The organism is Saccharopolyspora sp. NFXS83 (assembly GCF_026241095.1).
Taxonomy (GTDB): Bacteria; Actinomycetota; Actinomycetes; order Mycobacteriales; family Pseudonocardiaceae; genus Saccharopolyspora_C.
Genome location: NZ_JAPFGB010000008.1, coordinates 145,850 through 170,887, shown reverse-complemented (window position 1 = coordinate 170,887; position 25,038 = coordinate 145,850). Strand labels below are relative to the sequence as shown.

Genomic DNA, 25,038 nt, shown 5'->3' with positions numbered 1-25,038 from the left:
CGGTCCCCCAGGGGTGCGCCCGGCCGTCGTGAGGCCCCCCGCACGGGTGGTGAAGGCAAGTGACGCGGGATGACGAACGAGGTGGAGCGGTGACGCTGCTGGAATCCGTGCAAGGTCCGGACGACCTGAAACGCCTGGAGCACGGTGAGCTGGTGGAGCTGGCCGCTGAGATCCGGTCCTTCTTGATCCAGAAGGTGTCCCGCACAGGTGGGCACCTCGGCCCGAACCTGGGCGCGGTGGAGCTCACGCTGGCCCTGCACCGGGTCTTCGACTCGCCGCGGGACGCGGTGGTCTTCGACACCGGGCACCAGGCGTACGTGCACAAGATCGTGACCGGCAGGCAGGGAGGCTTCGACCGGCTCCGCAAGCGGGACGGCCTGTCCGGCTACCCGTCGCGCGCCGAGAGCGAGCACGACCTGGTGGAGAACTCGCACGCCTCCACCTCGCTGTCCTACGCCGACGGGCTGGCCCGCTCGTTCCAGCTCACCGGCGGTGGGCGGCACGCGGTGGCGGTCGTCGGCGACGGCGCGCTCACCGGCGGCATGTGCTGGGAGGCGCTGAACAACATCGCGGCGGACCAGGAACGCCCGCTGGTCATCGTCGTCAACGACAACGGCCGTTCCTACGCGCCGACCATCGGTGGTTTCGCGGAGCACCTGTCGGCGCTGCGGCTCAACCCGGGCTACGAGAAGGCGCTGGAGCGCGGTCGCAGCACGCTGCGCAACCTGCCGGTCGTGGGGCGCCCGCTCTACACCGGTCTGCACGCCGCGAAGTCGGGGCTCAAGGACGCGTTCAGCCCGCAGGTCATGTTCTCCGACCTCGGCATCAAGTACCTCGGGCCGGTCGACGGCCACGACATGAAGGCCATGGAGCAGGCGCTGACCATGGCACGTTCCTTCGGCGGCCCGGTGATCGTGCACGCGGTGACCCGCAAGGGCAACGGCTTCGCCCCGGCGGAGAACCACGAGGCCGACCAGATGCACCAGGTGAAGGTGATCGACCCCGAGACCGGGGTGCCGACCTCGCCGACGCCGAAGAGCTGGACGAACGTGTTCTCCGAGGAGCTCGTGCGCATCGGCGGCGAGCGTTCCGACGTGGTCGCGATGACGGCCGCCATGCTCGGGCCGACGGGGCTGGACAAGTTCGCCAAGGCCTACCCGGACCGGTGCTTCGACGTGGGCATCGCCGAGCAGCACGCCATGACGTCGGCGGCGGGCATGGCGATGGGCGGGTTGCACCCGGTTTTCGCGGTGTACTCGACGTTCCTGAACCGCGCGTTCGACCAGCTGCTGATGGACGTGGCGCTGCACCGCCAGCCGGTGACGGTCACCTTGGACCGCTCCGGGGTCACCGGTGACGACGGGGCCAGCCACAACGGCATGTGGGACCTGTCGATCCTCAACGTGATCCCCGGCATCCGGGTCGCGGCGCCGCGCGACGCGGTGACGCTGCGCGAGGAGCTGCGCGAGGCCGTCGCCGTCGACGACGGGCCGACGGTGGTGCGGTTCTCGAAGGGCTCCGTGATCGAGGAGGTGCCGGCGCTGGAGCGCGTCGGCGGCGTGGACGTGCTGCACCGGCCCGCCGGTGGCGAGAACAGCGATGTGCTGCTCGCGGTGGTCGGCGCGTTCGGCGAGACCGCGGTGGCCGCGGCGCGGCGACTGGCCGCGCAGGGCATCGGGGTCACCGTCGTCGACCCGCGCTGGATGAAGCCGGTGCCGGAGCAGGTCGTCACGATGGCCGCCGAGCACGAGCTGGTCGTGACGTTGGAGGACTCCGGGCGCAACGGTGGTTTCGGCTGGTCGCTGGCCGCCGCGCTGCGCGACGCAGGGGTGGACGTGCCGCTGCGCGATCTCGCGGTGCCCAACGAGTTCCTGCTGCACGCCTCGCGCGAGCAGGTGCTCGCGGAGCTGGGGCTGACCGAGCAGGACGTGGCGCGGCGCATCACGGAGTGGTTCGCCGACCGGATCCGCACGGCGCAGCAGGACAACGAGTTCGACAGCCCCGTGCGCCGCGAGGCGTGAGCCCGCCGCGGTGGGCGGCCGGACCGGTCGCCCACCGCTGGTGATCCCCGCTCGTGCCGGTTGTGGCACGGTGAACGGGTGCGAATCCTTGTGGTCGAGGACGAGCAGCCGCTGGCGGACGCGATCGCCCGCGGGCTGCGGCGGGAGGGCATGGCCGTGGACGTCGCCTACGACGGCGAGGTCGGCCAGGAGAAGGCATCGATCACCCGCTACGACGTGATCGTGCTGGACCGCGACCTGCCGGTGATGTCGGGTGATGAGCTGTGCCGCGAGGTGGTGGCCTCCGGTGAGCTCACGCGGGTGCTCATGCTGACCGCCAGCGGCACCGTGCAGGACCGGGTGGACGGGCTGTCGCTGGGCGCGGACGACTACCTGGCGAAACCGTTCGCCTTCCCGGAGCTGACCGCGCGGGTGCGGGCGCTGGGCAGGCGCGCGACCCCGGCGGTGCCTCCGCTGCTGACCGCGCTCGGGTTGTCGCTGGACCCCGCGCGCCGGGTGGTGCTGCGCGGCGGCGACGAGGTGGACCTGACCCGCAAGGAGTTCGGCGTCCTGGAAGTGCTGCTCGCCGCCGGTGGGGCCGTGGTCAGCTCGGAGGAGTTGCTCGAACGGGTGTGGGACGAGCACGCGGACCCGTTCACCACGACCGTGCGGGTCACGATGATGACCTTGCGCAAGAAGCTGGGGGATCCGGGCGTCATCGACACCGTCGTCGGTTCCGGCTACCGGGTGCCCACGGCGGGCCGCGCCGAGCACGCCGGGGCATGAGCGTGGCCCGATCGGCACCGCCCCTGCGGCCGTCGCCCCGCCGCGGCCCCGGATTGCGGGCTCGGCTGACCCTGCTGGCGACCGGCCTGGTAGCCGCGGTGAGCGCCCTGCTGCTGTGGCTGGGCTGGATGCTGGTGGGCAACGTCGTCGCCGGGGTGCCGCGGCTGCCCGCCGGTGGCCGGGTGCGGCTCGGCGACGTCGAGGTACCCGCCGAGCAGCTGGGCGTCGCGTTGCGCACCGCCGCGCGGGAGCAGGTGCTCGTCGTCGGCGGTGTCGCGTTCGTCGCCGTGGTGTTGGCGGCGGCGGTGCTGGCGTGGACGGTCACCGGCCGGGTGCTGCGCCCGCTGCACGAGGTCACGGCCTCGGCGCGCCGGTTGTCGGCGGAGTCGCTGGACGAGCGGATCACGCTGAGCGGCCCGCGCGACGAGGTCGCGGAGCTCGCCGACACCTTCGACGCGATGCTGGACCGGTTGCAGACGGCCTTCGACTCGCAGCGCCGGTTCGTCGCCAACGCCAGCCACGAGCTGCGCACCCCGCTGGCGGTGATCCGCACCGAGCTGGACGTGACGCTCACCGATCCCGACGCGGACGCCGACGAGCTGCGCCGGATGGCCGCCGTGCTGCGCGAGGCCGCGGCGCGCGCCGAACGCCTGGTGGAGTCGTTGCTGCTGCTGGCCCGCACGGACGGCGCGGAGCTGGCGGGGCGGGAGCGGGTGGACCTCAACGAGGTCGCGGCCCGAGCCCGGCGCGGCGTCGAGGCCGAGGCGCAGGCGCGGTCGGTGCGGATCACCTGCCGCGGTGAGCCGGTCTTCGTGCTGGGAGACCCCGCGCTGCTCGAACGGGTCGCGGGCAACCTGCTGGAGAACGCGGTGCGGCACAACGTCGACGGCGGCTGGGTCGAGGTGAGCACGACGACCGCCGGGCGTGCGGCAATGCTGCGGGTGTCGTCCTCAGGGCCGCTGATCGACCCGGATCAGGTGGACGCCCTGTTCGACCCGTTCCGCCGCGCCGGCGTGCAGCGCACCGCCCGCACCGGCGCGGGCCTGGGCCTGTCCATCGTCCGAGCAGCCGTCACCGCCCACGGCGGGAGGGTGACGGCCGAGCCGCTCGACAGCGGCGGGCTGGCCATCGCCGTCGTATTGCCCACCGCTTGAGGTTCCCGGATGGGGAGCGTGCTACCTGCGCGAGTAGCGGAGGTGCGCGATGTCGACCTCGACCGGAACCGGGCTAGCCGTGATCGTCAGCCGACCGTCTCCGAGCTTGACGTGGTCCTCCTGCTCGTAGCGCCGTCCGACGAGCCGGTAAGCCACGAGTTCGACGGGCCCGACTTCGTCCTGGGCGATGCTCCAGAAGAAGGGGATCCGCTCGCGCTCGCAGCCGTCGAACTTGCCGCGCTGCTCGATGAAGCTGTTGCCGGGCGACCAGATCTCGCCGACGAGCAGCACGTCCGCAGGCTTGAACGTGTTGCCGATCGGCGGGACGTTCAGCACGGCGAAGTCGGGGATGATCGCGGTGCGATTCCTCGTGTTGACCTCTACGCCGATGCCGTTCAGCGCAGTGAGTTCTTGCCGCTCGGCGCGCGGTGCGGATTCGATGGCGGAGTCCAGCAAGTTCACGACGCGCTTCTCCGCGAACTGGTGCTGTCCGGATGGTGCGGGTGTCACGAGCCAGTAGCCCTCGATCAGTTCAAGGCGCGAGCCGTCTTCACGAGGGGGGAGCGCGTGCCAATCCGCGACCGTGAAGGGCCCGAGCTCGTGCTGCATCGGCGCAACCACCGGTCATCACCTCGTTTCCTGGGGACGGCTCCATCGTGACAGCACCAGCTTAGGCACGATCGGGGCTGGGGACTACATCACCGCCAGTGATGACACTGGTTCTTCGCAGGTGAAACGATCACCGGACAGGTGTGGAGATCCACCGGGTCGGACGACGAAGGGCCGGGGTGGACGTGCCCACCCCGGCCCTCGCGCGACTACCTGATCAGGCGGGCAGCGAGGCCGCGCCCTTCGGCAGGAAGCGCTTGCCGTTGACCTGCTCGGAGATGCCCGCGCGGTCCAGGTAGGCGGTGATGCCGCCCAGCCAGAACGGCCAGCCCGCGCCGAGCAGCATGCACAGGTCCAGGTCCTGCGCTTCGGCGACGACGCCCTCGTCGAGCATCAGCTGCGCTTCCTGGGCCAGCGCCTGCAGCGCCCGGTCCCGCACCTGCTCGGACGTGGACGGGTTCGAGCCCTGCTCCCAGAGCGCGACGACCTCGGGGTCGACGACCTGGTTGCCCTGCTCGTCCTGCTGCCACACGGCGGACTTGCCCGCCTTGACGAACCGCTGCAGGTTCTCGCTGATCCCGAACCGGTCCGGGTAGGCCGCGTGCATCGTCTCGTTGACGTGCTGCGCGACGGCCGGGCCGACGAGCTGCAGCAGCACCAGCGGGCTCATCGGCAGGCCCAGCGGGGTCAGCGCGCGGTCGGCGACGTCGAAGGGGGTGCCCTCGTCGACGGCGGCGATGATCTCGCCCATGAAGCGGGTCAGCAGCCGGTTCACCACGAACGCCGGGGCGTCCTTGACCAGCACGCTGGACTTCTTGAGCTGCTTGCTCACCGAGAACGCGGTGGCCAGCGAGGCGTCGTCGGTCTTGTCGCCGCGCACGATCTCCAATAGCGGCAGCACCGCGACCGGGTTGAAGAAGTGGAAGCCCACGACCCGCTCGGGGTTCTTCAGCTGCGAGGCCATCTCGCTGATCGACAGCGACGAGGTGTTGGTGGCCAGGATCGCCTCGGGCGAGACGTAGCCCTCCAGCTCGCCGAACACCTTCTGCTTGACCGACATCTCCTCGAAGACCGCTTCGATGACGAAGTCGGCGTCGCCGAACGCGGACTTGTCCAGCGAACCGGTCACCAGCGCCTTGAGCCGGTTCGTGGCGTCCGGGGACAGCCGGCCCTTGGCGGCGAGCTTGTCGATCTCGCCGTGGATGTAGCCGACGCCCTTGTCGATGCGCTCCTGGTCGATGTCGGTGATGACCACCGGCACCTTCAGGCGGCGCACGAACAGCAGCGCGAGCTGTCCGGCCATCAGGCCGGCGCCGACGACGCCGACCTTCTTGACCTCGCGGGCCAGCTTCTTGTCCGGGGCACCGGCCGGACGCTTCGCGCGCTTCTGGGTCAGGTCGAACGAGTACAGCCCGGCGCGCAGCTCGTCGGACATCAACGCGTCCGTCAGCGCCTCGGTCTCCGCCGCGTATCCGGCGTCGAGGTCGTTGCCGCGGGCCAGCTCGATGAGCTCGACGGCCTTGGTGACGGCGGGGGAGGCGCCCTGGGTGCGGCTCTCGACGATGCCCTTGGCGCGGTTCACCGCGTCGTCCCAGGCCTGGCCGCGGTCGATCTCGGCGCGCTGCACGGTCTGCTCGCCGTTGACGACGCGCACGGCCCAGCGCACCGACTCCTCCAGGAAGTCCGCGCTCTCCAGCTGCGCGTCGAAGATGCCCAGGCCGGTGGCCTTCTTGGCGTTGAGCATCTTGTTCTGGTTCAGCGCGTTCTCGATGATCACGCTGACCGCGGCGTCCGCGCCGATCAGGTTCGGCAGCAGCTGGGTGCCGCCCCAGCCCGGGAACAGGCCGAGGAAGCACTCGGGGAACGCGATCGCGCCCACGCCGTCCGAAACGGTGCGGTAGTGGCAGGACAGTGCCAGCTCCAGGCCGCCGCCCAGCGCCGCGCCGTTGACGAACGCGAAGGTGGGGATGGTCGACTCGGTGAGCCGCCGGAACACGTCGTGCCCGGTCTGCGCGACCTGGCGGGCGTGCTCCCGCTGGCCGATCTGGGTGACGCCGGAGAGGTCGGCGCCGACGGCGAACACGAACGGCTTGCCGGTGACCGCGATCGCGGCGGGCTCGGCGGCGAACGCCTCGTCCAGCGCGGTGTTCAGCGCGGTCAGCCCGCCCGGCCCGAACGTGGACGGGCGGGTGTGGTCGTGACCGTTGTCGACGGTGATCAGCGCGAGCTTGCCGCTGAGCCCGGGGACGTCGAGCAGCCTGGTGTGGGCCTGGGTGACGACCTCGTCCGGGAACAGCGCTGCGAAGTCGGTCTGCGTGCTCACTTCGCGCCCCCTGCGGTGTCGAAGTTCGGGTTCTCCCAGATGACCGTGCCGCCCATGCCGAAACCGATGCACATGGAGGTCAGGCCGTAGCGCACCTCGGGGTGCTCGGCGAAGTGGCGGGACAGCTGCGTCATCAGCCGCACGCCGGAGGAGGCCAGCGGGTGACCGCAGGCGATGGCGCCGCCCCACGGGTTGACCCGCGCGTCGTCGTCGGCGATGCCGAAGTGCTCCAGGAAGGCCAGCACCTGCACGGCGAACGCCTCGTTGAGCTCGAACAGCCCGATGTCCTCGATGCTGAGCCCGGCGCGCTTGAGCGCCTTCTCCGTCGCGGGGATCGGTCCGACGCCCATGACCTCCGGCTCCACGCCCGCGAAGGCGTAACCGACGAGCTTCATGCCGATCGGCAGGCCCAGCTCACGAGCGGTCTCGGCGTCGGCGAGCAGGCAACCGGTGGCGCCGTCGTTGAGGCCCGCGGCGTTGCCCGGCGTGACCCGGCCGTGCGGGCGGAACGGCGTCTTGAGCCCGGAGAGGGCTTCGACGGTGGTGCCGGGGCGCGGCGGCTCGTCGGCCGTGGCCAGGCCCCAGCCCTGCTCACCGGAGCGGGTGGAGACGGGCACCAGGTCGGCGGCGATCTTGCCCGCGAGCTGCGCCTGCTCGTAGCGCTGCTGGCTCAACGCCGCGTAGGCGTCGGTGCGCTCCTTGGTGAGGCTGGGGTAGCGGTCGTGCACGTTCTCCGCGGTGGAGCCCATGACCAGCGCCGACGGGTCGACGACGCTGTCGGCGACGTAGCGCGGGTTGGGGTCCACGCCCTCGCCCATGGGGTGGTTGCCCATGTGCTCGACGCCGCCCGCGATGGCGATGTCGTAGGCGCCGAAGCCGATGCCGCCCGCGATGCTGGTCACGGCGGTCATGGCGCCCGCGCACATGCGGTCGATGGCGAAACCGGGCACCGACTGGGGCAGGCCCGCCAGCAGCGAGGCGCTGCGGCCGATGGTCAGGCCCTGGTCACCGGTCTGGGTGGTCGCGGCGATGGCGACCTCGTCGATGCGTTCCGGTGGCAGTTCGGGGTGGCGGCGCAGCAGCTCGCGGATGACCTTGACGACCAGGTCGTCGGCGCGGGTCTCGGCGTAGATGCCCTTCTTGCCTGCCTTGCCGAACGGCGTGCGAACGCCGTCGACGAAGACCACGTCCCGTACGGCACGTGCGCTGCGCGGGTCGGCTGGTGCCGACGCGGGTGCGACCACGGCGTGCTCCTCACTGTGTGGGTCCTGCGTTGTGCGAGTTCCGGACCGGCTCGGCGGCGATCGACCCTGCTCCGGGCGGGTGCGGGCCCCGCCGCTACTGGCCGGTAACAGCCACTCTAGCGCTTATTACCCGTGGGTAACCACTGGGTGTGGGGCGAAGTGCTCGTGTCAGGTCGATCACAGGCGCTCCGGCGGTGGTGGCGGCCTCGCGATCACTGCGGGGGCGCACGCCAACGTACTCGTTCCGCCGCCGGTCGCCGGGTCGCGCGGCGGGCCGGGTGCGCGGACCGGATCGCATCGACGGGATCCGATTGACCTGGTCGGCCGCGGCTCGCATTATCGGGCGATGATCGACCAGGTGCCGGTGCTCCCGACCGCCGAGGCCGCGGCCTGCGCCGCCCGGTTCGCGTGCCTCGGCGACCCGACTCGGGTCCTGCTGCTGCACACCGTCGCCTCCGGAGGGCCGAGCACGGTGGGTGAGCTGGCGGGGAGGCTCGGCATCGCCCAGTCCACCTGCTCGCACCACCTGCGCAGGCTCGCCGAAGGCGGGTACGTGGTGCTGAGCAAGGAGGGCACCGCCACCCGAGTAGCGGTGGACACCGCCGGCCGCGCCGACGGGCGAGCCGTGGACCTCGTGCTCGGCCTGCTCCCGGCACGTCCCGCTGCCGCCGAAGACCCCGTCGAGGGCGTTGCGGTGCGGGCGCTGGAACCCGGTGACTGGGCGGCGGTGCGGCGGATCTACGGCGAAGGGATCGCCACCGGCGACGCCACCTTCGAGCACGAGGTCCCGCCGCGCGAGGAGCTGGCGGTGAAGTGGCCACCGGAGCACCGCTGGGTGGCCGAGCTGGACGGTGCCGTGGCGGGGTGGGCGGCGCTGACCCCGGCCTCCACGCGCGACTGCTACGCGGGCGTCGCGGAGACCTCGATCTACGTCGGAACCGGTGCGCGGGGCCGCGGAGTGGGCACGGCGCTGCTGCGGCACCAGACCGAGGCCGCCGATGAGGCCGGGCTGTGGACCCTGCAGTGCTCGCTGTTCCCGGAGAACCTCGGCAGCCTTGCGCTGCACCGCAACGCGGGCTTCCGCATCGTCGGCGTCCGCGAGCGCATCGGCCGCCTGCACGGACGCTGGCGCGACACGATCGTCATGGAACGCCGGAGGCCGGACGGCCGGCCTCCGGCGAGCACGTAGAGCGTCCGGGTCCCCTCAGTCGGAGCGCGAGCGTTCCGGTGCGGCCTGCAGCGCGGCGCTCAGCACCGACGCGGTCAGCCCGATCTGCCACTCCCGCGCGCCCCGCTCCCGCAGCCGCGCCTCGACCGACGCCACGCCGGTGTCCTCCGGCGGCGTCCAGCACAGCCGCCGGAGCAGATCGGGCAGCAGCAGGTTCTCCACGGGCAGGCCGTGCTCCTCGGCGATGGCCGACATCGCGGTCCTGGCGGCCGAGAGCCGGGCCGCGGCGGCGGGATCGCGATCCGCCCACCGGTTTGGCGATGGTGGACCGTCCTGCGGCGGCGAGACCACCGGCAGCTCGTCCTGGGGGAGCGCTCGGGCCGCGCGCAGCGCGCCCAGCCACGTCGACGCGCGGCGGCGCTGCTGCCTGCCGCCGAACACCGGCAGCGCGGTCAGTTCCGATTCGGTCTTGGGGTCGCTCTGCGCGGCCTGCACCACGGCGGAGTCCGGCAGGATCCGGCCCGGTGCGATGTCCCGCTCCGAGGCGATGCGATCGCGCACCTCCCACAGCGAGCGGATGGCGGCGAGCTGGCGAGCGTTGCGCACCCGGTGGATGCCGGAGGTGCGCCGCCACGGCTCGGCGCGCGGGCGAGGCGGTTCGGCGTTGCGGACCGCTTCGAACTCCTCCCACGCCCAGTCGAGCTTGCCCTGCCGGCTCAGCTCGGCGTGCATCTCGGTGCGCAGGTCGATCAGCAGTTCCACGTCGAGCGCGGCATACACCAGCCAGTCGGCGGGCAGCGGCCGGCGCGACCAGTCGGCGGCGCTGTGGCCCTTCTCCAACCGGTAACCCAGCATGCGTTCGACGAGGGTGCCCAGCGAGACCCGGTCGAACCCGGCGAGCCGCCCGGCCAGTTCGGTGTCGAACAGCCGCTGCGGACGCAAGTCGAGCTCGGACAGGCAGGGCAGGTCCTGCGAGGCGGCGTGCAGCACCCATTCGGTGTCCGCCAACGCCGTTTTCAGCGGGCCTAGGGCACCGCTCAGCGCGACCGGATCGACCAGTACCGTTCCCGCACCTTCCCGGCGCAATTGCACCAGGTAGGCACGTTGCGAGTACCGGTATCCGGACGCGCGTTCGGTGTCCACCGCGACCGGACCGCTCCCCGCGGCCAGTGCGGCCGCGGCGGTCTCCAGTGCTTCGGGAGTCTCCACTACCGGCGGTACGCCGTCAGCGGGCTCGGTGAGCAGCACCGGCTCGGGACGGTCGGGCTCGACGGACTCGGGGCAAGCAGCTTCCACGGATATCAGACCTTACGTGTTGCGGTCCGCCCGCGGGTGCGACCAGCCCGAGGTCGCCGTGCCCGACCGGACCCGACGATCGCGGTGGGACCTCGATTCACCCGATCAGGATCATCCGGTCATCTGATCACCCCGGCCCGCATGGCCAGGGCGACCATCTGCGCCCGGTCTCCGGTGCCCAACTTGCGGCCGATCCGCGACAGGTGAGACTTCACCGTGAGAGCGGAGAGGTTCAGCGCCTCACCGATCTCCTTGTTGGATCGGCCATCGGCCACCAGTTGCAGCACCTCGACTTCACGCCCGGACAGTTCCCGGGGCGTGTTGTCGGTCCCCGGGACCCGGGTGCCCGCAGCGAGCACCGGGGCCACACTGGGATCGGCGTACACGCCGCCGTCGAGTACGCGGCGCACTCCGTCGGTGACGACCATCGGCGAGGCCGACTTCAGCAGGTACGCCTGAGCGCCTGCCTGGAAGGCGGCCCGGACCGCATAGGGGTCGTCGGACGAAGCGAGCACCACGATTCGCGGCCAGCCCTGGGTACGGAGTTCCGTAACCAGGTCGATGCCGGTCCCGTCGGGTAACCCGAGATCGAGGATTGCGAGGTCGCACGGACCGGTGGCCAGAGCGCGAGCCCTGGCCTCGGCCATGGATGCGGCCTCGTGCACCGTGCCGGCGCCCATCTGCAGCAACCGGGCGGCGATGGCCTCCCGGAGCAGCGGATGATCGTCCACCACGAGCACCGTGAACAGCTCTTCCCGCGGGTGCGGGACCATGTTGGCCGGCAAAGCGCCGGCGGGCGTGGTTCGAGCGGCCTGACCTAAGCCGACGGCAGCCACGTCACTACCTCCCTGGAGTCGGTCGTGCCCCCCGACCGGCACCGGGACTCTCGACCAATCAGCCGCGCCACTGATCGACCGAAAGTGGTGTCGTCGGGGGCAGCGTAACCGCCCAAGCGGGTCAGCGGGACGATCAATCGGGTATCTATCCCGATCGAGTTGTCACAGAGGTTCGTTTTTGTCACTCAATTGGGTGGGTCTTGGGGTTAGGCGTAACGCCATGGCGTGTTGGCGCGACACACCTTGATTGCGCATCGTGAGAAGTTTGCGCACGCAACCGGTTATGGGCGATTTCGGGGTCCTCGTGAGGGGAATCCCGATCGTTAAAGATCACTTCTCAAGCCTCGCCGCGCAGCGCCGAACGGCGGTCGAACACGGCGACCCCCTCCGGTGGGAGGCCGGTCGCGCTGGCCATGAGCTCGTAGAAGGCCACCGCGTGCGCGTCGAGCCCCTCCTCGTGCGGAGTCCACGAGCCGCGCAACTCCAGGTCGTGGCTGCGCGGCGGGCCCGCGATGTCCCCGAACCGGGCCGACGAGGTCAGGGTCACCGTCCCGCCCAGCAGGTCGACCCCCGCCCCGGACTCCTCCAGCGCCTCGGCCAGCCAGGACCAGCCGACGGCGGGGAGCAGGGGGTCCGCGGCCAGCTCGGGATCGAGCTCCGCTCGGAGGTAGACCACCAGCCGCAGCGTTCCCCCCCACGCCGCCGGTCCGTCGGGATCGTGCAGCAGCACCAACCGGGCCGTCGCCAGCTCGCCCGCCGGGCCGTTCGCCTCGGCCGCGACCGCGTACGCCCACGGCGCGAGCCGCTTCGGCGGGCGGACCTCGGTCACTTCGATCTCGGCGCGCGGAGTCGGCGCGGCCAACGCGGTCACTGCCTGCTGGAACCTCTCGGGCATCGCCGCCATCTCCGTCACGGCTGGGGACTGTAGGCGGCCGGATCGGTGCGGTGTAGGCGCCACGCCGGACGCCGCCCGCGATCGTGATCTTGCCCGCGCGTCCGGCGGTCCGGGCGTCTGAGAAGATGTCCTGAACGGCTCGAACAGGGCCGTCGGCCTGAGCCGTGGCCGGCTCGGCCGACGCCCGCACCCGCGTCGAGCCCCCATCACTTCGACCGAGTACGGATGCGCCTCCGATGACCTCACCCGCCCCGGTCTCGGCTCGCCGGGACCTCACCGACGCCCCGCTGCTGGTGGCCGCCCGCGGCGGCACCCCGCGGCACACGCCCGTCTGGTTCATGCGCCAGGCCGGTCGCTCGCTGCCGGAGTACCGGAAGGTGCGCGAGGGCACCCCGATGCTGCAGGCGTGCCTGACCCCGGACCTGGTCTGCGAGATCACCGCGCAGCCGGTGCGCCGCCACGGAGTGGACGCGGCGATCCTGTTCAGCGACATCGTGCTGCCGCTGTACGCGGCGGGCATCGGGCTGGATATCGTCGCGGGCACCGGCCCCGTGGTGGCCGAGCCGGTGCGCGACGCCGCCGCCGTGGACGCGCTGCCGGAGCTGCACGTCGAGCAGGTGGCGCCCGTGGCCGAGGCCGTGCGGCTGCTGCTGGCCGAGCTGGGCGAGACGCCGCTGATCGGGTTCGCCGGGGCGCCGTTCACGCTGGCCTCCTACCTGGTGGAGGGCGGGCCGAGCCGCAACCACGAGCGCACCAAGGCCCTGATGCACTCCGATCCGGCCACCTGGCACGCGCTGCTGGAGAAGCTGGCGGACACGACGCTGACGTTCCTGCGCACCCAGCTCGCCGCCGGGGTCGACGCGGTGCAGCTGTTCGACTCCTGGGCCGGTGCGCTGTCGGTCCGGGACTACCGGGAGTTCGTGCTGCCGCACAGCAAGCGCATCTTCGAGGGCGTCGTGGAGGCCGCACCGGACGTGCCGAAGATCCACTTCGGCGTGGGCACCGGGGAGCTGCTCGGCGACATGCAGTCCGCGGGTGCCGACGTGGTCGGCGTGGACTGGCGGGTTCCGCTGGACGAGGCGGCGCGGCGGTTGCGCGCGGCGAACCCGGGCTCGGACCCGGTCGTGCAGGGCAACCTGGACCCGGCCGTGCTGTTCGCGGGTGAGGACGCCGTGCGGCGCGAGGTGAGCCGCGTCCTCGCCGAGGGCGAGGACGCCGCCGGACACCTGTTCAACCTCGGTCACGGCGTGCTGCCCACGACCGATCCCGATGTGCTCACCGCCGTCGTGCGGCAGGTGCACGCCGAGAGCGCCCGGTCTTGACCGGCGGGCCCACGGTCGCCGTCGTCGGCGGCGGTGTCAGCGGGCTCGTCGCCGCGCACCGGCTGCGGCGCGCGCTGGGCCCGGACGCGGAGATCGTCCTGTTCGAGCAGGCCGATCGGCTCGGCGGCAAGCTGCACGCGGTTCCGCTGGCCGGCACCGAGCTCGACCTGGGCGCGGAGGCCTTCCTGGCGCGACGCCCCGAAGTGCTGCGGCTCGCCGATGAGCTCGGCCTCGCCGACCAGGTGGTGCACCCCGGCCCGGCCGCCGCGCGAGTGCGCGCGGGCGGTGCGGTGCACCCGTTGCCCGCGGGCACCGTGATGGGCGTGCCCGCGCACGCCGATTCGGTGGCGCACGTGCTGTCCCCCGCCGGGCTGGCGGCGGTGCGGGCGGAGGCCGAGCTGCCACCGCTGCACCTGGACGGCGCGGACGTCTCGGTCGGCGGGCTGCTGCGCTCCCGGGTGGGAGACGAGGTGGTGGACCGGCTGGTCGAGCCGCTGCTCGGCGGCGTGTACGCGGGCAGTGCGGACGGCCTCGGGCTGCGCGCGACGATCCCGGCACTGGCCGCCGCGCTCGACGGCGGCGCCGAGTCGATCACCGCCGCCGCGGCGGCGGCACTGCCCGCTCCGGCGCCGGACGGCGCCAAGCGACCGGTGTTCGGCGCGTTCCGCCACGGCTACGGCGAGTTCGTCGACGCGTTGGTGAAGTCCGCGGCGGCGCGGGTGCGGCTGGGGCTCCCGGTGCGCGCGCTGCGCCGCGACGGCGCCGGTTGGCGCCTGGAGATCGGTTCGGCGCCCGCCCCGGAGACGCTGGCGGCGGATGCGGTGGTGCTCGCGGTGCCGCCGCCCGCGGCGCGGAAGCTGCTCGCCGACGTCGTGCCGTCCGCGTCCGAACTGCTCGGCCGCATCGAGCTGGCTTCGATGGCCGTGTTCGGTCTCGCGCTGCCACCGGGCACCGAGCTGCCCGCGGCCTCCGGCACGCTGATCGCCCGCGGCGAGACGCACGCCGACGGCACTCCGTTCACGGCGAAGGCCTTCACCTTCACCAGCCGCAAGTGGCCGCACCTGACGGGTTCCGGCGGTGCGCCGCTGGTGCGGGGCTCGGTGGGCCGCTCCGGCCAGGCCGAGCTGCTGCGCCGCACCGACGCGGAATTGCTGCGCGGGGTCCTGGCCGATCTGCGCGAGGTGACCGGGGTGGCGGCGGAACCGGTGGATTCGGCGGTGGTGCGCTGGGGCGGTGGGTTGCCGCAGTACGGCGTCGGCCACCTCGACCTGGTGGCCGAGGTGGAGCGAGCCGTGGCCGACGGCGGCGGCCTCGCGCTGGCGGGTGCGGCGCTGCACGGCGTCGGCGTGCCCGCCTGCGTGGCGACCGGTGAGGCCGCGGCGAGCGGCATCACACGGCACCTCGCGACCGGCTGACCCGGCGGTGGTGGGACGATGAAGCCATGGCGCGCGTGAACTATTCCGAACTCAACGAGACGATCCGCTACACCATGTGGTCGGTCTTCCAGGTCGAGCCGGGCGCGTTGCCCGAGGACCGGGAGAAGGCCGCGCAGGCCACCCAGGAGTACCTCGACGGCCTGGCGGAATCCGGGGTCGAGGTCCGTGGTGTGTACGACCTGTCGGGCATGCGGTCCGACGCCGACTTCATGATCTGGTGGCACGCGGAGAAGATCGAGGCCTTGCAGGAGGCCTACGCCGGTTTCCGCCGCGGCACGACGCTGGGCGAGGCCTCCGACCCGGTGTGGAGCAACGTGGCGGCGCACCGGCCCGCCGAGTTCAACAAGAGCCACCTGCCCGCGTTCATCATGGGTGAGGAGCCGGGCGCCTTCATCTGCGTGTATCCGTTCGTGCGCTCCTACGACTGGTACCTGCTTCCCGACGAGGAACGCCGCACCATGCTCAAGGACCACGGCATGGCGGCGCGGGACTACCCGGACGTGCGGGCGAACACGGTGCCCGCGTTCGGGCTCGGCGACTACGAGTGGATCCTCGCGTTCGAGGCGCCGGAGCTGCACCGCATCGTCGACCTGATGTGGAAGATGCGCTACACCGAGGCGCGCAAGCACGTCCGCGAGGAGACCCCGTTCTTCACCGGCAAGCGCGTCGCGCCCGCGGAGCTGCTGCCCCGCCTCCCCTGATCGTCCTCACGGTTCCTGGGCGATCCGCCAGGGCAGGCCGGTGACGTGCTCCGCCGTGCGCACCGGCCGGCCCGGGTCGGCGGCGAGCGGGCCTGCGGTCAGCAGAGCTCCGGGTAGCCGCCGCGGCGTGTTCGAGGCGATCACCCGGTCCGCCTGGTTGACGAGCACGGCGGGCGGCAGGCCGGGGTCGAGGTGGCGCAGCAGCGCGCGTTCGAACTCGCCGGTGCGCAGGTCGGCGGCGGCCACCCCGAGGAAGCGGTCCCCGGCGTGCACGGGCACCGCCAGCGTCACCAGGTACTCGTCGGTGCCCGCGAAGTCCACGTACGGCCCCACCGCGACGCCCCGCCCGGAGTCGCGGGGCGCGGTGAACCAGGGCGCGTTGGCGTAGTCGTAGAACCCGACGCTGTCCGGGTCGTGATCGACCTGGAGGAATCGGGGCGTGTCGCCGGGGCGGTGCTGCCACCACTCCAGCCAGTGCGCGCGGTCGGCGAGCACGCCGTCGGCGAGGATCACGCCGGTGCCCGCCAGTCCGCCGGGGCGGGCGTCGAGCCGGTCGAAGATCGGTTCCCACAGCGCGGAGAGGTCTTCGGTGCTCAGCGCCGTGGTCGCCTCGTGCGCTGCGCGCAGTCGTTCGCCGAGCTCGGCGCACCACTGGAACGTGCCTTCGAGCAGCGAGCCGATGTGCTCGGCGGCGTCGTGGGCGGAGCTCATCGGGCGCACCGCCGCGCCGCGGACCACAGGCGGAATTCGACGAGCCGCCGGATGCCCGCTCGCACGTGCTCCTCGGCGAGCGCGCGGGCCCGGAGCCCGTCGCCGGCACCGATGGCGCCGAGGATCGCCGCGTGCTGTTCGGCTTCGCCGGAGTGCGGGATCGCTTCGGCCCACGGCAGCCAGCGCAACGCACCGGTCTCCGCTTGCAGCGTGATCTCCTGGCGGGTCAGCCGGGACGATTGCGCGGCGGCGGCGATCTCGATGTGCAGCCGGCCGTCCAGCCTGCGCCGCGCGGCCGTGGTGGTGGCCGCCGCGAAGTCGGCGGCGAGTCCCCGCAGCGCGTCGATCTCGTCGGTGGTGGCGCGTTCCGCTGCGAGCAGCGCGGCGGCACCGGCCATCGCGGAGTGCTGGTCGGAGATCTCCCGCAACTCGTGCGTGCCGAGTTCGCGCAGCCTGGCGACCCCGGCTACCAGCAGTGGATCCGCGGGTCGGCGGGTCAGCGGCCCGGCGGCGGAGGCGATCACGAGCCCGTCGCGGGCGAGCTCGCCGAGAGCTCCGCGCGCCGCCTCCTCCGGGCATCCGAGCAGCGTCGCGAGGTCCGCGCCGCGGGGGAGCGGTTCGCCGTCGGGCAGCACTCCCAGCGCGATGGCTTCGGCGAGCCTGCCCGCCACCGTCGCCGCGTCGGCCCGCGCGGGCAGTCGGGGCCAGTGCCGCAGCGAGCGCAGCGTGTCGTCGACGGGCACGGCAGATCCTTCCACGAGGTGAGCTCGGCTGAACCGTTTCACATGATCCACGAAGGGACCCTGTGTAGCAGACGGATCTACCCGTCCGGCGGGTTCGCGTCCACCGCCGCAGGTCGGACACTGTGCTGAGGCTTGGCCGGCGTCGAAAGGGCCCCGATGCGCTTCAGCTACGTCATGCTGCCCGACTACCCGGTGCGCGAATCCCTGGAGACGATCAAGCGGGCCGATGAGCTGGGCTTCTACGCCGCCTACGCGGCCGACGAGACTTGGCACAAGGACCTGTGGCTGCTGTTCGCCGCCGCCGCCGAGCGCACCGAGCGGATCAGGTTCGGCCCGAACCTCTCGCCGGTGACGTTGCGCGAACCGACGCTGATCGCGCAGGCCGCCGCGACCCTCGACGAGCTCACCGGTGGGCGCGCCGAGGTCGTGATCTCCAGCGGCAACTTCGGATTGCTGGCGCAGTACGGCATCGACTGGACGACGACGCGCCCGCTGTCGCGCGTGCGCGAGGCGCACCACGTGATCCGGACGTTCCTGGACGAGCGGTCGATCACCTTCGCGGGCGAGTTCTACCGCTACGAGGGGCTGTTCACCTTCGCGGAGCCGGTGCAGCCGCGGCTGCCGGTGAAGCTCGGCGCGATGCGCGGCCCGAAGTCGTTCCAGACCGCGGGCGAGATCTCCGACGGCGTGCACCACGCGCTGAGCTGCACCCGGGAGGCCTACGACTACCTGGTGGCCCACGTGCGCGTCGGCGCCGAGCGGGCCGGGCGGGACTGGCGGGAGCTCGACATCGGGGCGTGGGTGGTGTTCGCGACCGGTCCGGACGGTGCCGCCGCGAAGCAGGCCGCGCGGGCCATGATCGGCCTCTACGCGTCCGCGATGCCCGCCGAGCAGTTGCGCCGCAACGGCGTGGAACCTGAGGCGCTCACCGAGATCGTCGCCGCCGTCGGCGCGGGGGATCTCGCGCGGGCCTACGAGCTCACGTCGCCGGAGCTCGCGGAGAAGTTGTCCATCGCGGGCACGCCCGAGGAGTGCGCGGCGCGCATCGAGCGGGACATCGCCCCGACCGGCGTGAACCACCTGATCCTGGCCGTCACCGACACCGCCCTGGTGCGGGCGTTCACCGGCCTCACCTTGCCCGGCGTGCTCAGCGCCGCCGACCAGCTCGAGCTGATCGCCGACCACCTGATGCCGGCCTTCGGCTGACCGGTCAGCTCTCCGGGATGTGGCGCAACGCGACGGAGTTGATGCAGTAGCGCTGATCGGTGGGCGTGGCGTAGCCCTCGCCCTCGAACAGGTGCCCCAGGTGGCTCAGGCAGTTCGCGCAGAGCACTTCGACGCGGACCATGCCATGCGAGCGGTCCTCGCGCAGGATCACCGAGTCGGTGTCGCGCGCGTCGTAGAACGACGGCCAGCCGCAGTGCGATTCGAACTTCGTCTCGCTGCGGAACAGTTCCGTTCCGCACGCCCGGCATTCGTAGACGCCCGCGGTCTTGGTCTCGACGTACTCGCCGCTCCAAGCCGGTTCGGTGGCCGCTTCGCGCAGCACCGCGTACTCGTAGGGGTTGAGCTGTTCCTGCCACTCCTGCTCGGACTTCACGACCTTCGGGGTGGCGCCCGCAACCGGTTCCATGCGTCCACGCTAACCCTTCCCGGTGATCGAGCGCCCGTGAGCTCCCGCTCAACCGGCGAGCGCCAGGAACGTGCCGAGCATGAAGCCCACCGCGTTCCACACCGTGACCAGCACGCCGAGCAGGATCAGCACCACCACGAGCACCACCATCACCCGCCGGTGTCCTTGGGCGCGGTTGGCGCAGCGGGCGAAGTCCTCCACGCCGCTGAGCATGCCTTCGACGGTGGCCTTCGAGTTGGGGCGTTCCATCCGCTCCAGGTGCTCGGCGAACGCCTGCGCCTCCGGGTCGTGCGGGTCGAGCCCGATCAGGTCGTCGGCGAACCGGTCCCGCGCGTCCCACGCGTGCCGCGGGGTGTCGGGCTCATCACCGCTGGGGTGGCCTGCTGGCGCCATGGCTTCACGGTAGCGCCGAGGGGGTGCGCGCAGGCAGGGGCGAGTCGGGCGTTTGCGCGCGAATCGGGGGCGGATGCTCCTAAGCTGCGCGGATGGCCGATTCACCGCTGGAACTCGACGTCGAGGGCAGGACGGTGCGCCTGTCCCACCCGGACAAGGTGTACTTCCCGGAGCGGGGCTTCACCAAGCTCCAGGTCGTCCGGTACTACCTCGCGGTCGCCGAGCCGCTGCTGCGCGCGATCGGGGATCGGCCGACGACGTTGAAGCGCTTCCCCGGCGGCGTCACCGGCGACCCGTTCTACGCGAAGCGGGTGCCGAAGGGCGCTCCGCAGTGGGTCCGCTCGGTGCGGGTGACCTTCCCGTCCGGCCGCACCGCGGACAGCGTGCTCCCCACCGAGCCCGCCGTGCTGGCGTGGGCGGCGGGCCTGGGCACGCTGGACTTCCACCCGTGGCCGGTGCGCTCGGCCGACGTCGAACACCCCGATGAGCTGCGCATCGACCTGGACCCGCAGCCCGGTACCGGGTACGCGGAGGCGGTCGAGGTCGCGGGGGTCCTGCGCGAGGTGCTGGCGGAGGCCGGTCTGGTGGGCTTCCCGAAAACCTCCGGCGGCCGGGGCGTGCACGTGCTGGTGCGGATCGCGCCGCGGTGGGACTTCATCCAGGTGCGCCACGCGGTGATCGCGCTGGCGCGGGAGGTGCAGCGCCGGATTCCGCGGCAGGCCACCGTCGCCTGGTGGAAGGAGGACCGCGGCCAGCGGGTCTTCTTGGACTTCAACCAGGCCGCCCGGGACCGCACGGTCGCCTCGGCTTGGTCGATCCGCGGCACCCCGGCGGCGACGGTGTCCATGCCGCTGACCTGGGAGCAGCTGCCGGAGGTCGCTCCGGACGACTTCGACCTCGCCACGGTCCCCGCGCTGCTGGCCGACCACGGCGATCCGCACCGCGACCTGGACGCGGTCGCCCACGACCTCGACGTCGCCCTCGACTGGTTCGAACGCGACCGCCGCGACCGAGACCTCGGCGAACTCCCGTACCCACCGGACTACCCGAAGATGCCCGGCGAACCGACCCGCTCCCGCAAGGCCTCGCTGGAGGCCTTGAACAGCGAAAACGAGGCTTGATCAACCCCGCGGCAGCTAGCACAGCGCCCACTCGCCGGAGATCCTGTGCCGATGAGCGGATCACTCAATGCTCTTGAACGGTCCTTCGCCCGGTACCTGCGCGCCGAAGGCCGAGCGGCCGGACCGTCAAACTCCACTGCCAGGCGCCGCGGTTCTTCGCCGCTTGGCTTGAGCGTCATGGCAAGCCTTCGACGACGGACGAACTGACCCGAGCCACCCTCGTCGACTGGTTCTCCACCCTCGCCGCCGAAGTCGCCCCGGCGGGTGTGCATGCTGCCGCAGCCGCTGATTAGCTGGCAGCGAGCTTGGCCCTGCCTCAGCCGACGAGTTTTCCAACCGGCGTGCCGCTGCGACCGATGTCCGGTAGTCCAGACGTCCGCCCCGCGTCGCGGCATTGTGGAACAGCTCCCGCGACATCGTTGACGGCCAACTGCCCGGACGACGGCGATAGCACGCACCTGGTCCTTCTTCGGCATCGCCATGTCCAAGGCTCATCGAGTGATCACTTCGCTGGTGTCCCAAGCGGCACTGCCGTGGCCGGCAACTACAGATGATGGCAGGTACCGGCACTGCGGGGTCCCGCCGCGCGTGGAGGGCACCTGAAGTGCTTCCCGGTTCCGGTCAGATCTCCCGCTCGCCCGCGGCGACGGTGGCGTCGCCGGACGCGTCGTCGGATGATCCGTTGTGCTCCCCACGGCGGATGCGCGCGATCTTCCACAGCACCGCGGCGAGGGCGATGACAGCGAGCACCAGCAGCACGGCGGTGTTCGAGATTCCAGCACTGGTCTGCTGCAACCACGCCTGCACCGCGAACTGGGTGTCCACATCGGTCAGTCCGCCGAGGTTCGCGGTGCCTTCGGTGAAGACGAACATCAGGCCGATGGTCGCGAACACGAGCCCGGAGATGATGTTGGTGGTGTGCAGGCGCATGCGGCCGATGGTGACTTCGCGCCCGCGCAACCACGCTCGCTCGCCGAGCTGGAGCCGCTCCCAGAGCAGCGCCAGCAGGAACAGCGGGAAGGCCATGCCGAGTGCGAACAGTGCGAGCAGGATCGCGCCGTAGAGCGCCTCACCTCCGGCGGCCGAGACGGTGAGCACGCTGCCCAGCAAGGGCCCGGCGCAGAACCCGGCCAGTCCGTAGACCGCGCCGAGCGCGTACACCGACACCCCGGAGGAAATGCGGATTCGGCCGGTCATGCGCTGCGCCGCGGCGAATCCGAAGCCCTTGCCGGAGATCTGCAGCAGTCCCAGGGCGATCAGCACCACGCCGCTGGCCACGGTCAGGGTCGTGCGGTGCTGGGTCAGCAGCGCGCCGAAGAACCCTGCGGCGGCCCCGAGCGGGACCAGGGTGGTGGTGAGCCCGAGGTAGAAGACCGCGGTCCGGGCGACTAGCTTGCCGAGTCCGTCGAAGGCGTAGGCGAAGAAGGACGGCAGCAGCATCGCCGAGCACGGGCTGATCAAGGTCAGCAGCCCGCCGAGGAACGCGCCGAGCAGTCCGATCTCGTTCATTCCGACGCCGCCTTGGCCTGCTCGACGGCGTTGAGGAACTGGTCGAGCGGCTGGGCGCCGAGGATCGGATCGCCGTTGACCAGGAACGTCGGGGTGCTCGACACGCCGATCTGGGATCCTTCCGTCGCGTCCGCCTGGATGGCCGAGATCGTGGCGGGATCGTTCATGGCCGCCTCGAATTTCGGGAGGTCGGTGATCCCGACCTGCTTGGCGAAGTCGATGAGCTTGTCGTGCGGCAGGGACGCGTGCCCTCGTTCCGGAGCTGCCTGGTAGATCGCGCCCAGGTATTCCCAGAACTTGCCTTGGGTGGCTGCCGCGCGGCCGGCTTTGGCGGCTTCGATCGACTCTTCGCCGAAGATCGGGAAGTCTCGCCATTCGATGCGCAGCACGCCGGCATCGACGTAGCGCTTGACCAGTCGGGGCTCGATGTCGCGGGAGAACTTCGCGCAGAACGGGCACCGGTAGTCCCCGTAATTGAGCATGACGACCGGTGCATCAGGCTTGCCGAGCGCCACTGGATCATCGGGTGTGCGGCGTGCCAGTTTCGCCAGCGGGCTCTCCTGCTGCTCCTCGGCCTGCTGCGGGGCGGCCTGGTTCGACCCGACCTGCGAGGCCAGCATGTACCCCAGCAGGAACACGACCACCACGGCGAGCGCCACGGCGGTCACGTTCAGCCATTTCTTCTTCGCACCTGTGTCGCCCACTGGTCGCCACTCTCCTTCGCTCGGCTGCCACGAGCGTATCTACTACTTGTCGTAGTAATTGGGCTGGGTGGTGAGGATCGTGATCTCCACCGCAGCGTGTGGCGCGGGTGAGCGGATTCCGCTGCTGCCGCGGGCGGGGCGGCGAAGTGGCAGTGCCGACGAAGCGCCTTCCCCCGTGGGCGCAAGCGGTCGCTCAGCGCTCCGAGGTCGCGATCACTCGGCTGGGCACGTTCGTCCCGAGGGCGCGGTCAGGACCCCCGGGCGCCGGAGCAGTGCAGAAGCACCAAGCACGCCACAGCGCCTACGGAGACGACGGCGGGGGAGGCCGAGACGGCCACGGCAGCCGTGCAGTACGCCCAGTGCCGGCTGCCCGGGGCCGCGGCCTGCAACCAGTGCAACCGCAACTGCACCGACTCCCGCGACATCGCCAGCGACGTCGTCGGCGCCGTGTCGCCCGTCACCGCGCGCAGCGCGGCGCGCACCGATCCCGCGCCGCAGCGCCGGGCGGCTCCCGCGTCCGCGGCGAGTTCGACGAGTACGCGCACCGCCGGGGGTGCTGCGTGAAACAGCGGTACGAACGGCAACGCTTTGGCGAGCGCCGTCGCGACCAGAACCAGGCCGTGGTGCCGTCCGGACAGGTGTGCCCGCTCGTGTGCAAGGACCGCGTTCCGGGTCTCGGCGTCGAGGCGTCGAACCCCGGTGGTCGCCACGATCGCGCCGCGTCGCCCGCCGACGCTGTAGGCCACCGGCGTGGCTTGGTCCAACCACAGCACAGCGGAGTCGGGGTCCTCGCAAGCGAGCAATCGCACTGCGGTCAGGTGACGGCGCCGCAGCGCGGCGTCCTGGCGGACGAGTCCTACGGTCACGGCCAGCACGCGCAGCACTCCAGCGGCCACGAGCGCGGCACCGCCGAGCCGGGCCACGTACTCCCAGGCCCACGCGTGGCCGTGCACCACGTTGACGCAGCTGCGAGCCATGCCGAGGACGCCGTCGACGGGCCCGTTGTTCGGGATCAGCAGCAGCGTCGCGCCGGTGATCGCCGCGCCGATCGCCACCAGCGGGGACGCAACCCACCCCGCCAGCGCAATACCGGGGCGCACCTGAGGGCGGATCAGGCCACGCAGGTAAGCGGGGCCGAAGACGCCGATCAGGACCGCGCCGGCGAGCAGCCCGATGGCCATCGTCATGGTGTCCCGCGTCCGTTCTCCAGAGCTCGCCGCAACAGTTCCGACTCGCGCTCGGAGACGGAGGCGGCGAAGTGCAGCAGGACGGATTCGGCATCACCGGAGGAGTCGAGCACCTCGCGGAGCACGTGGGCGCCCGCTTCCTCCCGCGAGCGCACGGGCCAATAGCTGAAGGCCCGCCCGACCCGGGTGCGCCGCACCCAACCCTTGTCGTGCAGGTGGTCGAGGACCGTCATGATCGTGGTGTAGGCGAATGCCCGCTCGGCCGAAAGCCGTGCGAGCACGTCGCGCACGCGGAGCTGTTCATCGGCCGCCCACAGGACGTTCATCACCTTGAGCTCCAGCTCACCGAGTCCCAGCATCGCACCTCCCGCGGCGGTCAGTTTAAGACGTCCCGCTCGGGTCGTTGCGCACAACCGTCCGCCGACACCCTTGCCGGGCGGACCCGAGGGCGCTGCGGCGGCGCGTACGCCCCTCGGGGGGCGTCGAGAGCGCCCACGACACCGACGATGCTCATCCACGATCTCCAAGTCGGAGGCGGAGGGATTGCGGGGCAGGTCCGGCGGGACCCGGGAGAATATCTACTATGCCACCTAGTAGCTGGTTCTCGTGGGAAGAGGAGATATGTGGCCTCTCGGCGGTGCAGGTGGCCGATGGTCTCATCGTGCGCGGTTACGACATTCCCAGTGCGGCGTATCGAGAATTCTTCCAACGCCAGGCGGCGGAATGATGGAGAGCAGCGACGCGCCGGTACGCTGCTGCGCTCCGGATACTCCGGGGCACGGCGGCCACTGCCCGCACCGGACCGCCGCGTTCTTCACTGCGCCAGGAGACGATCGGGAAGGTAGTCGGTGAACTCGCGCGGCGAGTGGGATTCGGTTTGGCCGAACGTGGTCGACCACAAGGCGAATCGGCCGAGCACGGCCGACCACAGCTCTTCAGCGGTGCGTTCGGTACTGACCGGCCACGCGTGCCCTTCGGCTTCACAAGCCCGTACCGCTGCCAGCCATTGCCGCCACAGCCGCGAACCGGGATGTTCGCTGGTGTTCGGGTCGAGGTGACCGATGTCGTGACCGAACATTAACCGGAACACCCCGCGATTGCTCTGCGCGAAGAGCCAGAAGGCGTGCGCCTGAGCGCGCAGCCGGTCAGCCGCCGTCCCCGCATCCGCATGGTCGGCCTCCCGCATGGCTTCGATCAGCCGGTCGTACCCATCGGCCGCCACCGACCAAGCCAGCGCTTCCTTGCTGTGGAAGTGCAGATACATGCT

General features: G+C 71.6%; 24 protein-coding genes. 9 read left to right on the top strand and 15 right to left on the bottom strand.

Annotation, left to right across the window (positions count from 1 at the left end; all coding sequences use genetic code 11):
- The first annotated feature begins 89 nt into the window (after positions 1-89).
- The 3 genes from dxs to OOZ19_RS11710 all read left to right on the top strand — a co-directional run bounded on the left by dxs (position 90) and on the right by OOZ19_RS11710 (position 3,940).
- Complete coding sequence (gene dxs, locus OOZ19_RS11720; protein WP_266090104.1) at positions 90-2,021, top strand: 1-deoxy-D-xylulose-5-phosphate synthase; 1,932 nt, start codon at positions 90-92, stop codon at positions 2,019-2,021.
- 78 nt (positions 2,022-2,099) lie between these two features.
- Positions 2,100-2,786 (top strand): response regulator transcription factor, encoded by a 687-nt coding sequence (locus OOZ19_RS11715; protein WP_266090103.1) that lies wholly within the window; start codon positions 2,100-2,102, stop codon positions 2,784-2,786.
- Positions 2,783-3,940, top strand: a complete 1,158-nt coding sequence (locus tag OOZ19_RS11710) for a sensor histidine kinase (protein WP_266090102.1) — start codon at positions 2,783-2,785, stop codon at positions 3,938-3,940. The genes OOZ19_RS11715 and OOZ19_RS11710 overlap by 4 nt, the downstream gene beginning before the upstream one ends.
- A 21-nt stretch (positions 3,941-3,961) precedes the next feature.
- Here the strand turns inward: OOZ19_RS11710 and OOZ19_RS11705 are convergent, their stop codons facing one another.
- The 3 genes from OOZ19_RS11705 to OOZ19_RS11695 all read right to left on the bottom strand — a co-directional run bounded on the left by OOZ19_RS11705 (position 3,962) and on the right by OOZ19_RS11695 (position 8,116).
- The gene (locus OOZ19_RS11705; RefSeq protein ID WP_266090209.1) at positions 3,962-4,549 is read right to left on the bottom strand and encodes a Uma2 family endonuclease; all 588 of its coding nucleotides are present in this window, start codon (positions 4,547-4,549) and stop codon (positions 3,962-3,964) included.
- Between the two features lie 217 nt (positions 4,550-4,766).
- Positions 4,767-6,872: a 3-hydroxyacyl-CoA dehydrogenase NAD-binding domain-containing protein gene (locus tag OOZ19_RS11700; protein ID WP_266090101.1), complete on the bottom strand. Its 2,106-nt coding sequence runs from the start codon at positions 6,870-6,872 to the stop codon at positions 4,767-4,769.
- Entirely contained in the window at positions 6,869-8,116 is a 1,248-nt protein-coding gene (locus tag OOZ19_RS11695; protein WP_266090100.1) for a thiolase family protein, read from the bottom strand. The genes OOZ19_RS11700 and OOZ19_RS11695 overlap by 4 nt, the downstream gene beginning before the upstream one ends.
- A 346-nt stretch (positions 8,117-8,462) precedes the next feature.
- Here OOZ19_RS11695 and OOZ19_RS11690 point away from each other — a divergent pair, with 346 nt between their 5' ends.
- Positions 8,463-9,305 carry a helix-turn-helix domain-containing GNAT family N-acetyltransferase gene (locus tag OOZ19_RS11690; protein WP_266090099.1) on the top strand — a complete coding sequence of 281 codons (843 nt, stop codon included), beginning with the start codon at positions 8,463-8,465 and terminating at the stop codon, positions 9,303-9,305.
- A gap of 15 nt (positions 9,306-9,320) precedes the next feature.
- Here the strand turns inward: OOZ19_RS11690 and OOZ19_RS11685 are convergent, their stop codons facing one another.
- From OOZ19_RS11685 to OOZ19_RS11675, 3 genes are all read right to left on the bottom strand, one after another.
- Positions 9,321-10,580 carry an HRDC domain-containing protein gene (locus OOZ19_RS11685; RefSeq protein ID WP_416309420.1) on the bottom strand — a complete coding sequence of 420 codons (1,260 nt, stop codon included), beginning with the start codon at positions 10,578-10,580 and terminating at the stop codon, positions 9,321-9,323.
- A gap of 119 nt (positions 10,581-10,699) precedes the next feature.
- Complete coding sequence (locus OOZ19_RS11680) at positions 10,700-11,416, bottom strand: response regulator (protein ID WP_037304891.1); 717 nt, start codon at positions 11,414-11,416, stop codon at positions 10,700-10,702.
- Between the two features lie 337 nt (positions 11,417-11,753).
- Complete coding sequence (locus OOZ19_RS11675; protein WP_416309419.1) at positions 11,754-12,329, bottom strand: DUF3000 domain-containing protein; 576 nt, start codon at positions 12,327-12,329, stop codon at positions 11,754-11,756.
- Between the two features lie 218 nt (positions 12,330-12,547).
- Between OOZ19_RS11675 and hemE the strand changes: the two genes are divergently transcribed.
- From hemE to hemQ, 3 genes are read left to right on the top strand one after another with little or no spacing between them, the layout of a single operon-like run.
- The gene (gene hemE / locus OOZ19_RS11670; protein WP_266090098.1) at positions 12,548-13,633 is read left to right on the top strand and encodes a uroporphyrinogen decarboxylase; all 1,086 of its coding nucleotides are present in this window, start codon (positions 12,548-12,550) and stop codon (positions 13,631-13,633) included.
- A complete protein-coding gene (hemG, locus tag OOZ19_RS11665) occupies positions 13,630-15,048 on the top strand; it encodes a protoporphyrinogen oxidase (RefSeq protein WP_266090097.1) in 1,419 nt (472 codons plus the stop codon). Before hemE ends, hemG begins: the two co-directional genes overlap by 4 nt.
- A gap of 26 nt (positions 15,049-15,074) precedes the next feature.
- A complete protein-coding gene (gene hemQ / locus OOZ19_RS11660) occupies positions 15,075-15,770 on the top strand; it encodes a hydrogen peroxide-dependent heme synthase (RefSeq protein WP_266090096.1) in 696 nt (231 codons plus the stop codon).
- A 6-nt stretch (positions 15,771-15,776) separates the two neighbouring features.
- On the opposite strand, the gene OOZ19_RS11655 is transcribed toward hemQ, so the two are convergent.
- Positions 15,777-16,481 carry a PDC sensor domain-containing protein gene (locus tag OOZ19_RS11655; protein ID WP_266090095.1) on the bottom strand — a complete coding sequence of 235 codons (705 nt, stop codon included), beginning with the start codon at positions 16,479-16,481 and terminating at the stop codon, positions 15,777-15,779.
- On the bottom strand, positions 16,478-17,224 hold the full coding sequence (locus tag OOZ19_RS11650; RefSeq protein WP_266090094.1) for an FCD domain-containing protein: 747 nt from the start codon (positions 17,222-17,224) through the stop codon (positions 16,478-16,480). Before OOZ19_RS11650 ends, OOZ19_RS11655 begins: the two co-directional genes overlap by 4 nt.
- 156 nt (positions 17,225-17,380) lie before the next feature.
- On the opposite strand from OOZ19_RS11650, the gene OOZ19_RS11645 reads away from it, so the two are divergent.
- Complete coding sequence (locus OOZ19_RS11645) at positions 17,381-18,430, top strand: LLM class flavin-dependent oxidoreductase (RefSeq protein WP_266090093.1); 1,050 nt, start codon at positions 17,381-17,383, stop codon at positions 18,428-18,430.
- Positions 18,431-18,434: 4 nt separating this feature from the next.
- Here OOZ19_RS11645 and msrB read toward each other — a convergent pair whose 3' ends face one another.
- Both msrB and OOZ19_RS11635 read right to left on the bottom strand, forming a co-directional pair.
- Positions 18,435-18,857, bottom strand: coding sequence for a peptide-methionine (R)-S-oxide reductase MsrB (gene msrB / locus OOZ19_RS11640; protein WP_266090092.1), 423 nt, complete (start codon positions 18,855-18,857; stop codon positions 18,435-18,437).
- Positions 18,858-18,905: 48 nt separating this feature from the next.
- Positions 18,906-19,250 carry a hypothetical protein gene (locus tag OOZ19_RS11635; RefSeq protein WP_266090091.1) on the bottom strand — a complete coding sequence of 115 codons (345 nt, stop codon included), beginning with the start codon at positions 19,248-19,250 and terminating at the stop codon, positions 18,906-18,908.
- A 92-nt stretch (positions 19,251-19,342) separates the two neighbouring features.
- Between OOZ19_RS11635 and ligD the strand changes: the two genes are divergently transcribed.
- A complete protein-coding gene (gene ligD / locus OOZ19_RS11630; RefSeq protein ID WP_266090090.1) occupies positions 19,343-20,371 on the top strand; it encodes a non-homologous end-joining DNA ligase in 1,029 nt (342 codons plus the stop codon).
- A 621-nt stretch (positions 20,372-20,992) separates the two neighbouring features.
- Here ligD and OOZ19_RS11625 read toward each other — a convergent pair.
- The 5 genes from OOZ19_RS11625 to OOZ19_RS11605 all read right to left on the bottom strand — a co-directional run bounded on the left by OOZ19_RS11625 (position 20,993) and on the right by OOZ19_RS11605 (position 25,035).
- A complete protein-coding gene (locus OOZ19_RS11625) occupies positions 20,993-21,880 on the bottom strand; it encodes a cytochrome c biogenesis CcdA family protein (protein WP_266090089.1) in 888 nt (295 codons plus the stop codon).
- Positions 21,877-22,584, bottom strand: a complete 708-nt coding sequence (locus tag OOZ19_RS11620; protein WP_266090088.1) for a DsbA family protein — start codon at positions 22,582-22,584, stop codon at positions 21,877-21,879. Before OOZ19_RS11620 ends, OOZ19_RS11625 begins: the two co-directional genes overlap by 4 nt.
- A 248-nt stretch (positions 22,585-22,832) precedes the next feature.
- The gene (locus tag OOZ19_RS11615; protein ID WP_266090087.1) at positions 22,833-23,771 is read right to left on the bottom strand and encodes a M56 family metallopeptidase; all 939 of its coding nucleotides are present in this window, start codon (positions 23,769-23,771) and stop codon (positions 22,833-22,835) included.
- Entirely contained in the window at positions 23,768-24,130 is a 363-nt protein-coding gene (locus OOZ19_RS11610) for a BlaI/MecI/CopY family transcriptional regulator (RefSeq protein ID WP_266090086.1), read from the bottom strand. The genes OOZ19_RS11615 and OOZ19_RS11610 overlap by 4 nt, the downstream gene beginning before the upstream one ends.
- A 455-nt stretch (positions 24,131-24,585) precedes the next feature.
- The gene (locus tag OOZ19_RS11605; RefSeq protein ID WP_266090085.1) at positions 24,586-25,035 is read right to left on the bottom strand and encodes a TetR/AcrR family transcriptional regulator; all 450 of its coding nucleotides are present in this window, start codon (positions 25,033-25,035) and stop codon (positions 24,586-24,588) included.
- Positions 25,036-25,038 lie beyond the last annotated feature (3 nt).